The following is a 13,058-nucleotide window of genomic DNA, read 5'->3' on the forward strand; positions in this document are numbered from 1 at the left end:
ATATACACTCACACCACACAAATACAAAATCAAAAACACAACACAATATTAAATATGAACTACTTTGAAAAGAACAAGAAGAATATTATCATTGGGGTTATTGCGACCTTGCTTATAGCTGCTTTGGTTGCTCTATGGCTGCAGAAAAAAGTGATACATTCAAATGATGATATAGTAGGATTAGTATATCCGTCAACATTAATGGTAGGAGATACCCTTCTATTTGAAGATAAAACTCAGTTTGCAAAGACCAAAAGATGGAGTTTCGGAGATGGAGCTACTTCTGACAAAAATAGTGGCATTCACTTTTATAACAAACCGGGATATTACCAGGTAACCTTAATTATAGATAACAAATATTCGAAGTCATTTCCGGTGATGGTACGCTCGAGAGAAGTTGCCAAACCCAAAGACACTGCAAAGATCCGTACAACGATTGATGCTCAGTCACAGGCAATGGTATTTGAAAATGTTCAGTTCCGTGCGATTTCTGATGCGAAGCAATTTACATGGAAATTCGGGGAAACAGGAAACATCGATTCAAAAGAAAAATTTGCTACCTATTCTTATAAAAAACCCGGAGATTATGTCGTTACCTTATTTACAGATGAAAATATAGAACCGATTTTGCATCACATCAAAATTCTTCCAGGTTATGATGCTTTACAGGAGGATGTAACGGTTGAAGATATGTATTCCAAAATGGATAATGACTTTAAGTATCATCTGCAGCAGATAGCCAACGGAAACAGTTTTAATACACATTACAATTATTTATTAAGAAAATATCTTTGTAACAACGAAAACACAGTAGTGAAAGTGAATGACAGCAAGGTGAATAATTTTTATATGTACTGTGCAGGTCTTCAGTTTGATAAAAATAATGTAATACAGACTGTAAAAGTGAACTTTGATGATACCCAATCTTGTGTAACCAAAGTTGATATTACCCAAAGTAAATAAATAATCGTTCATTTCTAAGAACAACACAACACCAATCATAAAAGAAAATTAGGATGAAAAATAAATTTCCTCTAGCAGCATATTATATAGGTATTTCAGTATTGCTTACAAGTTGTCAGGTAAAATTACCTTCAAAAAAAACACCGGAACCTGAGCTTTACGGTCAGATAGATAACTCTCCTGTGATTAACGGGTTTTCCAAAAAATCGGTTCCGTGGATTGTGATTTCCGACAGGTCAAGAAATACGGCATATCTGGACAAAAGTGATGAAAAATCATACAAAGAAGTGAAGTTTCTGGAGCCGCTTATGGTCTTAAAGCATAGAGACGGAATGGTAAAGGTGGCGGAATATGTTCCGGATGCCTTAATGAAAAAAGTTTCATCAAAATCCATCAAAACCTATGGCTGGATCCCGGAATCTGAATTGCTATTATGGAGCAACTCGTTAAAAAGCGAAAAAACAGGCTATCCTGTGAGAGTTGCCGTTGTGCCGAGCAACAGTGATGTGATAAGAAGTGCTGAAAGGTACTATAAAAATGATTCCATTATGGTTTTCAACTCACCTAGTTTGATTGAGCAGGCGAATGTGAAAATTCCAAACGGGCAAATGGTGTATGTTTACAAGCAGGCAGAAAATAATAAAAGATTTTTAGTAGGAAAGAAGCCTTCTATCGACATAGATAGTATAAACCAAGGATTGTACGGATGGGTAAGCTCTAATGTGATTTCAGCTTGGGGCGAGAGATCGGCCCTTAAAATGAAAAACCCTACAGGAATTACAGAAACAACTTTGGGGATTCACGAAGGATCTCCCGGAGGATCCAATGTAGAGAACAGAACGGCGATTTTGCTTACGGATGTAAACAAAAGAACTCCGCTGGAAAATATTTTCCCTGTTAATCTGGCTTTAGATACTGCTCCGACTCCGGATTCCAAAACAAAATATTTCACTAATATTTTAGATTACAGTAAGAACTACGTTTTCAATGTATTGGGAGAGCGTATAATTTTTGACCGATATAGAGAAATTACTGAAAGAAATAAAAGAATAAATATTGTTTTTGCGCTGGATATAAGTGCTTCCAATGCTCCTTATGCTCCGATTGTAAAATCTTTACTGCAAGATTTACAGCTTAGATTTGAAAAACCTTCTTATTTTAATTCTGTGAAGTATGGTGCTGTTTTGTATAAAAACAATACCTGTGGAGATAATGTTGCAGCCTCAAGCCTGAGCAGCGATTATAGCAAGATAACTTCGTTTATTGATCAGAAAAGCAATGAAATGAACTGCCCGAGCACCAGCAGTTACCAGCCGGTAAATGAGGGGCTTATGGCGGCAGGTCGTCTTCTTGCAGACCGTCCCGATGAAACCAATATTATTATTACAATCGGAACCTCATCCAATCAGGGAGGGAATATGTATGGGGTAATTAATTCTATTACCCAGGCGCAGGCTAGATTAATCATGTTCCAGACCAGCGCAAGATCATCAGATACTTACAACGATTTTGTGTTAATGTCTGAAAATGTGGTAACCAATACGGCTAAAAACATAGCAGAACTTAAGAAGCAAAACATTATTAACCAAAGTGATGTACTGACTAAGAATAATTTTAGCCTGGTGGAAAGTGAAACAGGTTTCTTTTCACTGGATTATCCAAAGCAGAGTATGTCTCAAGGATTTGTTATTTTTCCTAAAAAAGGGGATATTGCAACTCCCGGTTACTTAAAAAAAGCAGTGGATAGTTTGATTGCTCAGGTGACTTTAGATAATGAAACTATAGATAAATCACTTAATGATCACTTCCATTCATCCGTAGGAGCCGGAAGAACAGATGTAGATGCGAAATACAAATATTTGTATCCGGGATTAACGAATCCTGTTTCTGCAGGTATTGCAGCGCAATTGGTGAACTATGGAAACCCGTTTTTGGTTAAAGGATATATTCCTTCAGATTTAAAAGACTATAAACAAGGAATGGAGAAAGGAATTTTGATTTCTGAAGCAGAATATGATAATTTAAAGGCTTTCTACACAGAGGTTTATCAGAAGACAAATGCTGAAAGAACAGATTTTAACCAGTCAAAAGCGATCAATGAATATATCAGGCTGTTGAAAAAATATAATCCTACCATTAAGTTTCTGGATAAATCAGATTTATATGAAAAACCAATGTCCTATGCAGTAGGAGTAAGTACGGGCTTTGATAATTCCGAAGAAGAAATAATGTCCAAATACAAACTGAAAGCTTGGAAAAAATCCAAAATTATCGTCAATGAATCAGTAAGAACTTATTTTAAATATTATAAAGATTTAGCTGAAAGAATGCTGACTTACAGAAATAATCCGGCAGTGAAAATTCAGCAGAACGGACAGACCTTCTACTGGCTTAATGAATACTTTATGCCAACCATGCTTCCGGTAGAAGCACCTGAGTACACTAAACATTAAAAAATAAAATAGAAAAAAGACTGCCATCGAGCAGTCTTTTTTTACGTCTAACTTATCTGGATACAAACACTTGTCGTAGAAATACGACACAAAATAGTAGAATTACTACAAAAAATGAAAAAAGAAGATAAATATTTTTAAGATCAAAAATGCCGTTTTATATTTGTTTTACAATCACAGAGTTACAAAATATTATTAACGATTAAAATTTATTATCATGGCACTAAATTCAAGAGGAATTTTAAAATTCAACGGAGGAGAAGGACAAAAATTATTAAAGCTGAACTACAGCGTATCCAGATCAACAGACGTATCGGGAAGAGTAGCTTCAGACCCTTCTAACGCAATTATTAAGCTTACAGTAGAAGCAACAGAAAAATCTGATATTCTTGAAAGCTTACTGAACGGAAAATACAAACCTACAACCGGAGAAATTACGTTCAACAAATCTCACGAAGAAGGAACATTAATTACTTTGAACTGGGAAAACGGATACGTAATTCAGCACGAAGTAGATTTCGATGCGGTAGATGAAAATTCTATGTACATCAGTTTCGTAGTAAGTGCAGAGAAGATCAACTATGGTAATTCTGCTTATGAAGGGCTTTGGCCATCAGCTTAAGCATATAGAACCAGCATTCACAAAGTAAAGACTGTCCGTATAAAGACGGTCTTTTTTGCCTGAACCCATCTTTATTAAAGCTTTTTAATATGATAAAATGCTTTAATGGAAACCTTAGTTTGGATATTTTTTTTATCTTTAACTTACCACAATCACAAAATTATGTCAACTACATCTGAAAATACGCAAGAAGCGTATTTCCGTCCTACTCAAAATGCGGATGGAGTATCGGGTAATCATCATTCGGGAATCAACCGTCTGGTGAAATTATCTTTGGTTATCGAAGGTCAGGTCATTAAATACTATAAATATTTTAAGCTAACTCAAAGTGCAGTTCGTCATCATGAGTTTGCTCTTACATTAGCTCACGATACTTTTGGCAACCGTCAATCTCATGCTTTGGAAGATGCCAACAAGCTTTTAGGAAAGCGTCTTACAGCTGTTATTTCATATAAAGATATCGAAAATAGCCCTGAAAGAACCTTTGTAGGAGTTATTACAGGGGTAGGTTTCAGTCAGGAAAAGATGAGCTTGGGAAATATTGTTTTAACAGGACATAGCCCGACTATTTTACTAGATGGCGCTCCTCATATTCAGAGTTTTGGAGGAAATCAGCCTGTCAATATGGGAATCATTGCAGATAATGTGATCAAACAAGGCCTTGATAAAAACAGGTTCGACGTAAGAATTGACACCAATGACTATTCACAGATTGTCTACAGCAGCCAATATAATGAAACGCATTACAATTATCTGGCGAGAATGGCAGAAGCATATGGTGAACAATTCTTTTATGACGGGGAAGTTCTTCATTTCGGGAAGCTTCCTCCACAAAATAAGCCGATAAAATTGCTGTACGGAAGTAATGCGGATCATATTAAAGTAGAACTAAAGGCAGTTCATATCAAACCTGAATTCTATGGGTATAACAGTAGCCGTCACGAAAAGCTTACTTCAGGAACTACCCCAATAACCCATACCAGTGATCTTGCAAAAATAGCATATGGACATAATGATGCAATTTACAAAACTCCTGCGCTACAGATAGCTCCTATTAAAGCATCTACTCATCTTGATGTGGAACATTCCCAGAGAAGTACTTCGGGGAGCGAGGCTGTTAATGTATTTTCTTTGTCAGGTTCCACTACCGTTCCTTTTCTTCATCCGGGATGTATTGTAGATATTCAAATGAGAAAGCCTGATACTAATGAAACAGCTTACTTTACCAAAATAATGATTACCGAAACAGTTCATGAAATTGATACAATTGGTCGTTATACAGGAAGTTTTGTGGGAATTGCTTCAGATACGGGCTTTTTACCAAAGCCTGAGTTTATGGTTCCTAAAGCAGAACCTCAAACGGCAACAGTCATTTCAAATGCAGATCCGGAAGGACAGGGAAGGGTTCAGGTAAGATTCGACTGGCAAACCAATGATACTACCCATTTTATCAGAATGATGAGCCCGGATGCAGGAGGAACCGATCGCATTACTCAAAACCGAGGATACGTGGCAATTCCCGAAGTTGGAGATCAGGTGATGGTCAATTTTGTGCACAATCATCCTGACAGACCCTTCGTCATGGGAGGAATGTTTCATGGTCAGGTTGGTCTTGGAGGAGGAGCTGACAATAGGGTAAAATCGATTCAGACGAGAAGCGGTCATAAAGTGATATTCACGGAAGACGAAAGCATTATCATTACAGACAAGTCGGGGAACGAAATTCATCTGGATACTACCGGAAGCAATATAACCATTACTGCCCCGGAAACTATGACATTGAACTGTAGGAATATGAATATCAATGTTGGCGAAAATATGACTACCAGTGTTGGAATGAATAAATCGGACACCATTATGGCCAATCATACTGAAAGTGTTGGCTCCATGAAATATGTGACCACAGGTGCAGATTTCATGACTAACGTTGTAGGAAAAATGAGCCATTACGTAAAAGGCGATATGGAAGTTTATGGTGAAAAAGAACATAAATTAACCAGCCTTAAAGGAGTAGAGGTAAGCAGCCAGGGAAAGGTAGAGCATCATGCTGAAAAAGAAGTTCAGAACAATAGTGGCGAGAAATCTAAAAATCACTGATCATGAGCATCGAGTATTTTGTAGAAGGAAAAGTCATTACTCAAACGGGAGGAGATTATAAAACCTTTGCCAAAGAAGGTATTGTGCACAATAGTGCCATATCTGTTCAACAAAAAGGGAATGACACGGGAGTAAGCTATAATGAAGCGCAAAAAATCCATCCCAATGATAAGCCCGTCAATACGATTGATGTCAGCTTAAACTTATTTTTTGATGGTACCCTCAATAATAAAACCAATACGGAAGCCGGATTGTCAGGTAAAAAGAAATCCGGAAGTTACGCGAACGACTATTCGAATGTAGCTCGTGGTTACGATGCAATAGATCCTGATGCAGAAAATCAGGTAGCGTGGTATATAGAAGGTATTGGAACTGTTGACGGAAAGTCTGACAATGATACATTGGGGCTCCCTATCAGAGGGGCAGGAATGGGAATCGATGAAAGAGGAATTAAAGCAAAAGTTACGAAAGGATGCATCAAAGGAGCTGAAGCTTTAAAAAATAAATTTAAAACCACACCGATTAATATTCTTAGGGTAAATGTATATGGATTCAGCAGGGGAGCTGCAGCAGCGCGCCATTTTGTGCATGTAGCAACAAATTCTCCTCATACAACAAAAATGTTGGGAGGAGGTTTAAATGTTTTTCCACCTGATTTTTTTGAATTATCAGAACTTGAAAAAGAGCAAAATATAGAGCAAAGATTTATTATAGAGAAGGATAAAGCAGATTCTCATCTTCTAAAGTACGGGTATTTTGGCGCCTGTATTTTAAAATATGGATTATCAGTAAATCAGATTCAGTTTAATTTTGTCGGGTTGTATGATACTGTAGCTTCTTATGGAGCTAACCACAGGGGAAATTGGTTTGTACCGAATGATTCCGTTCAATTGGGATTAAATGCGGTACAGCACGGAACTTTTATTTTCCAGATTGCCTCTGATAATGAATTTCGGGAAAACTTCAGCCTTACTAATATCAATGATTCAGGAATTAAGGGATTACAAATTACCTTACCGGGAGTCCACTCGGATATCGGAGGAGGATATGTGAATGGGGAAGAAGAAAATGTACTGATTTATGAACAGCACGATTCCGTTGAAAATTGTGAAAAGTACAGAACTATTTTGATTGATGAAGGATGGTTTTATCCGGATGAAATTAAAATCAAAAAAATAGTTAAACCGGGTAGATATGATGTTACTTACAAATACGAATTGTGGGGAACAAGAAGCTTATCTAATCATTATGATAAAATCCCGTTGAGTTATATGTTTGAGTATTCTAAACAGTTTGATGTAAAATATTTAGCAATAAAAGAAAAAAAAAATAATATTACGGATAACAATATACTTGCTATTTCTTCACAATTGTTTAACTATATTAAAGCCTGTAATGACTTACGCAATGAATATGTGAAAAAATCAAATGAAGGGGTAAATATTTCAGCTTCAGAATATATAAACAAATCGGAAAATTATAACTATATGAATTTTAATGTTAACGAAACCGATTTGAAAACAATACGAAATAAATATTTGCATTGGTCTGCTAATTTGGATACCTTCGGAATGGGACCAAGAATTTCAGGGGTGAAAAAAGTTTCAGAACGTAAAAGAACAATTTTAGATGGATAAACATAAAATTTTCATTTTTTTGTTGAGTGTATTTCAACTGATTAATTGCCAGGATATGAAAAAAGAAAAGATAATCCCTTCTTATAATGTACAGTTGTCCCATTCTGATAATAAGCATTTAATTACACCTGTTGAAGATTCTATAATTACGCTTGAAGGTATATCTGCGCATTTACCTTACGGAGGCTCTTCAGGAAGTTGGGGGATGTCAGGAAAAGGTTTTACCGATCAAGGAGGAACACCTATTGGAGCAGATATTATTTATTATGCAGACTCAGAAAATGCATTTTATCATTTAAAGGCCAGTTTTCCCAAAGAGAAAGTAGAAGATTGGGTTCAAAGAGCGTATGCCATAGATGAGTCTAAATCTTCAGTTCCTATGAAGCAATTCATCAACCGTAGAGATGAACCGGATTTTCACCAAAAATATAATGAGTATCAAATAGCTTATAAAAGGTTTTCTGACCTGATTTTCGGTTTTGCACCCAAAGGAATGGTGGTTGTGTGGTTTGGTTACGGACCAACACAAATAGAGCTGGGAGAATATCAGGCAGAGCGTATCACCAACGAAGCAGACATAAAAAAATACAAAGAAAAATACCAAAGGATATATCACGTTGATCCTGAGCTTTTTGAAGAGTTAGCCAAAGAATACTATCTTCCTAATGAATCTTCGGAAAAATGGAAGCAATACAGAGTTCGTTACAACTGGTCTCCAAAGGTAACTTCTGCCAATAAAGGATTTAAACTGTTCAGAATAGATACGGATTATTATAATGGAGAAAGAGAAACAATGCTTCGTCCCTGGGTAGAGAATCCGGCTGCTACGGAACGTTCCGTTCCAAAAGAAATTGATTTTTATTGGGAAACGGGGAAAGGAGAAGCTTTTGAAGGACGCGCTTTCTTTAATTGGGAAACAGCTAATGAAGTATTTAAAAAAACTGGAGTCCAGCAACAATTAGAATTTAAAATAGCACCGGATAACAATAGTTTTGAGTTGTTGCTTAATAATACACCTTTTAAAGCGGACAGCCTGCGTGTTTATAAAAGTGTATTGAAGTTCAAAGACTCTTATAAATAGTCAAAATACAATTGAAAATTAAAATAAATAGCAGAATAAATTTATTGTATAAATAAACTTGTTTAATTTTGCTTCACAACACCAACCAATCACTAACACAAATTATTAATATAGAAAAGAACATCAATGGGAGTACTAGTAACCAATGAAACAGTAAAACAATTGTTTCATATTGCACAGTCTATAGCGAGAGAAAATTATAACGGAACTTATGGAGCGCCTCATATTTTGCAGGCGTTAATGCATAAAGATATCGGGCTTAATGAATTTTTGAAAAGTATAGATAAAGATCCGGGATATTTCTACGAGTGGGCCGATGTAAGAATTGAAGATTATCCTAAAACCACACACCTTCCTGATGAGGTTGGTGAAGACGAATCGGTGGACAATATCGTTGAAGAAGCCGATGATATCCGTTTAAAATTAGGATTAGACGAAATTACCCCAATCTGTATTCTCACAGCTATCGTAAAACCACAGGTTGCATTTACTTTACAGCAACTTAAATCTTTACCTTTAAGAGAACACGAAATTTTCAATTTATACAGAAAAGATACCCCCTATGAAAGTTCGGAAAATGGAAATTTTTCCTCTATTTTCTCAAACGGATCAGAGTATTCGGATAATTCTTTTCCGTCTATTAAGAGCTATTGTGTAGACAGAACAGCTCAGGCGAGAAAAGGTGAACTGGAAAACATTATCGGAAGAGATAAAGAGCTCAGGATGCTGGTTGAGATTCTTTGCAGGAGAAGTAAGCCGAACGTAATTATTATCGGGGAGCCGGGAGTTGGAAAAACGGCTTTAGTAGAAGGTTTTGCCATCGAAATTACCAAAGGAAATGTTCCTGATATGCTGAAAAACGGAACCCTTTTGGAACTGGATACCGGAGCATTATTAGCCGGAACATCTTATAAAGGAGAGATTGAAGACCGTCTGAAAAAAGTAATCAATGAATGTAAAAAAATTGAAAAAGCCATTCTTTTTATTGATGAGATTCATACCCTTTTGGACCCGAAAGGAAGCATCGGAAACGTTGCGAATCTGCTGAAACCGGAATTGGCAAGAGGTGAAATTACCGTAATCGGAGCCACAACTCAGGAAGAATACAGAAAAATTATCGAACCGGAACAGGCTTTCAACCGCCGTTTTGAAGTGCTGACCGTCAACGAGCCTGATGAAAAGACATGCGTTAAAATGATTGACGTTTTGTTGGATGGTTATAAAAAACACCACGGAATTGAGGTTGAAAAAAACGCACTTCCGGAATGTGTTCGTTTGGCAAAAAGATATGCAAAAGGGAAAAAATTACCGGATGCGGCAATTGATTTGCTGGACAGAACCATGGCAGCCATCAAAATGCTTGACGAACTTTCAGAAAAAGAGCTGGAAAGCTGGAAAGTAAGATACGATGAAATTCTGCAAGAAGAATTTTTTGATGAAAAAGATAAAGCAGATGAATTGATCTGGACCTATAATTTATTAAGGGATAAAATCAGTCCGATTCTTTGGGGATCTTTAAGTGAGCAGCCTCAAATTGACAATTCGATGCCTGTTGAGCAAATCCAAAAGATCATTGAAAATACTTATACCGAACTTTTACAGCACGCATCCGTAAAAAGAGAAAAAGTAGACCGTCTGGAATTGGCAGCAGTAATGGCGGCTAAGACTAGTATTCCGATTGGAAAAATTCAGGCCCAGGAAAAAGAGAAACTCTTAAACATGGAATCTCTTTTGATGAATCGCGTTGTAGGACAGGATCATGCTTTAAAAATTCTTTCAGATGCCATTGTTGAAAACCGGAGCGGACTAAACAAACCGGGACAACCAATTGGTTCATTCTTCCTTTTAGGTCCTACCGGAACAGGAAAAACAGAGTTGGCAAAATCTATGGCAGAGCTGCTTTTCAATGATGAAAAAGCGATGGTTCGTTTCGATATGTCCGAATTTAAAGAAGAACATTCCGCAGCTCTTTTATACGGTGCGCCTCCGGGATACGTTGGGTATGAAGAAGGAGGGATGCTGGTGAATAAGATCAGGCAGCAGCCTTATACGGTAGTTTTGTTTGATGAAATAGAAAAAGCGCATCATTCTGTTTTTGACGTATTCTTACAAATCATGGACGAAGGGAAAGTGCATGATAAGCTTGGTAAAGAAGGAGATTTCAGCAATGCTTTAATTTTATTTACTTCCAATATCGGAAGCGAGGAAATTGTGAAACAATTTGAAGAAGGTAAAATACCGGAATCCAATTCATTAATGCAGATTATGTCTAATTCGGGACGCTTCAGACCTGAGTTTTTGGCAAGAATTACCGAAATTATTCCTTTCGCACCGATTACAGAATCTATTGCCGAGAGAATCTTTAGAATTCAGTTAAAATCACTGCATGCTTCATTAACTAGATTGGGAATGACATTGAAAATTTCTGATGAAGCCGTTAAAAATCTGGCTTTAGGAGGATTCAGCAGTAAATATGGAGCAAGACAGATCTCAGGAGTGATCAGGTCTCAGCTGGCAAGACCGATTTCCAAGATGATCGTGAGGGAAGAAGTAAAAACCGGGCAGACGATTCATGTCGACTGGAATAAGGAAGAGGAAAAACTGAACTGGAAGGTGGAATAATACCCTGGAATAGTATTTCAGGTTTTAAGGTTAATTTGTTAGCAATGAAAATGAATTTCAAAAATATTTTTGCGGGTTTACTGCTTTTCGGATCTGTCTGCGTTGTGAACGGACAGTTCCTTTCTGCTTCAGATACCTCGGAAAATAGTGTGAAGAGATACAAAAATATTATTAATGCCAATAAAGAAATTGTTGATTTTATAGAAAACTCTCTGGCACAGAAAGGACTACCAAAGCATTTGAGGAATCTTGCGCTAATAGAATCGCATTTTAACAGAAACATCGCTTCCGGAGCCGGAGCCGTCGGAGTCTGGCAATTTATGACGGCGCATGCCAATCAATACGGGCTTTCTGAACAAAACCGGAATGATATCTATAAGAGTACGAAAACGGCTGTAATTTCCTTGTCAAAACTTTATAAGAAGTATAACAATTGGGTAACGGTAGTCGCAGCCTATAATTGTGGAGAAGGAAATATTGCAAAAGCGATGTCTGCGGCAGGATCTAACCAATATCATGTTTTTTATAAGTTTCTTCCTAACGAGACCATCAATCATGTTAACAAATATTTGAATGCTTGCTATGCTACCGATGAGCTGCAAAGTGTATTGACGGATTATAACAATGCGCGTCTCAACACAGTTTTCTTTGTAAATGGAGGAAGTGGAAAAAATATCGGATCTTTATCCGAAACCGAAATTAATGCCGGATTTAATCTGAATATCATTGCAGACGAACTTAAAATAGATATCAATAAAATTCTTGCATGGAATCCCGGAATTGTAGATGAACTTCAAAACAAAGGAGAAAGTACCTTGTATCTTCCTATGGATCTGATGCCCGACTTCCTTTTGCGGAAAAACAAAATATTATCCAGATCATTAAAAGAGGTTAAATAGGATTGATTTAATCTGTTAATCAGTGTTTTAAACTGTATTGCATTCTCTTGAAAAAACCATGTAGTAAAACTACGACATCAAATCGTAGAATTACTACAAAATTTAAAAAAGCCCTTTTGTAATTTTTTTATTGACGATTATGGTTCTATCTTTGAGATATCAAAATCACCAAATCACGAAATATTAACGATTAAAATTTACAGAACATGGCACTAAATTCAAGAGGAATTCTAAAATTCAATGGAGGAGAAGGTCAAAAATTATTAAAGCTGAACTACAGTGTATCCAGATCAACAGATGTATCGGGAAGAGTAGCTTCAGATCCTTCTAACGCAATTATTAAACTTACAGTAGAAGCAACAGAAAAATCTGATATTCTTGAAAGCTTACTGAACGGAAAATATAAGCCTACAAGCGGAGAAATTACATTCAACAAATCTCATGAAGAAGGAACACTGATTACTTTGAACTGGGAAAACGGATATGTGATTCAGCACGAAGTAGATTTTGACGCCGTAGATGAAAATTCTATGTACATCAGTTTCGTAGTAAGTGCAGAGAAGATCAACTATGGTAATTCTGCTTATGAAGGACTTTGGCCATCAAGCTAAAAATCAACTAATTCACTTAAAAAAATTAAACTGAAACAGGATAGTCTGCCAACCCGCAGATTATTCTGTTTTC

Annotated in this window: 9 protein-coding genes; all 9 read left to right on the plus strand. The window is 36.6% G+C overall.

Going from position 1 to position 13,058, the window contains the following annotated elements; all coding sequences use genetic code 11:
- Positions 1–54: 54 nt before the first annotated feature.
- The 9 genes from MKS83_RS18595 to tssD (MKS83_RS18635) all read left to right on the plus strand — a co-directional run bounded on the left by MKS83_RS18595 (position 55) and on the right by tssD (MKS83_RS18635) (position 12,985).
- On the plus strand, positions 55–963 hold the full coding sequence (locus MKS83_RS18595; RefSeq protein ID WP_100378087.1) for a PKD domain-containing protein: 909 nt from the start codon (positions 55–57) through the stop codon (positions 961–963).
- Between the two features lie 53 nt (positions 964–1,016).
- Positions 1,017–3,416 carry a type VI secretion system protein TssR domain-containing protein gene (gene tssR / locus MKS83_RS18600; protein WP_240580847.1) on the plus strand — a complete coding sequence of 800 codons (2,400 nt, stop codon included), beginning with the start codon at positions 1,017–1,019 and terminating at the stop codon, positions 3,414–3,416.
- A gap of 217 nt (positions 3,417–3,633) precedes the next feature.
- Positions 3,634–4,038, plus strand: coding sequence for a type VI secretion system tube protein TssD (gene tssD, locus MKS83_RS18605; protein ID WP_185116788.1), 405 nt, complete (start codon positions 3,634–3,636; stop codon positions 4,036–4,038).
- Between the two features lie 162 nt (positions 4,039–4,200).
- Entirely contained in the window at positions 4,201–6,135 is a 1,935-nt protein-coding gene (locus MKS83_RS18610) for a type VI secretion system Vgr family protein (RefSeq protein ID WP_240580848.1), read from the plus strand.
- A gap of 2 nt (positions 6,136–6,137) precedes the next feature.
- Positions 6,138–7,772, plus strand: a complete 1,635-nt coding sequence (locus MKS83_RS18615; RefSeq protein WP_240580849.1) for a T6SS phospholipase effector Tle1-like catalytic domain-containing protein — start codon at positions 6,138–6,140, stop codon at positions 7,770–7,772.
- The gene (locus tag MKS83_RS18620; RefSeq protein ID WP_410678908.1) at positions 7,765–8,853 is read left to right on the plus strand and encodes a DUF2931 family protein; all 1,089 of its coding nucleotides are present in this window, start codon (positions 7,765–7,767) and stop codon (positions 8,851–8,853) included. The genes MKS83_RS18615 and MKS83_RS18620 overlap by 8 nt, the downstream gene beginning before the upstream one ends.
- Before the next feature lie 126 nt (positions 8,854–8,979).
- On the plus strand, positions 8,980–11,475 hold the full coding sequence (locus MKS83_RS18625) for an ATP-dependent Clp protease ATP-binding subunit (RefSeq protein ID WP_240580851.1): 2,496 nt from the start codon (positions 8,980–8,982) through the stop codon (positions 11,473–11,475).
- A 44-nt stretch (positions 11,476–11,519) separates the two neighbouring features.
- Positions 11,520–12,374 (plus strand): lytic transglycosylase domain-containing protein, encoded by an 855-nt coding sequence (locus tag MKS83_RS18630; protein ID WP_240580852.1) that lies wholly within the window; start codon positions 11,520–11,522, stop codon positions 12,372–12,374.
- Between the two features lie 206 nt (positions 12,375–12,580).
- Positions 12,581–12,985, plus strand: coding sequence for a type VI secretion system tube protein TssD (tssD, locus tag MKS83_RS18635; RefSeq protein WP_100378080.1), 405 nt, complete (start codon positions 12,581–12,583; stop codon positions 12,983–12,985).
- The last annotated feature ends 73 nt before the right edge of the window (positions 12,986–13,058 follow it).

It is taken from the genome of Chryseobacterium sp. Y16C (assembly GCF_022488405.1).
GTDB classification, from domain to species: Bacteria; Bacteroidota; Bacteroidia; order Flavobacteriales; family Weeksellaceae; genus Chryseobacterium; species Chryseobacterium geocarposphaerae.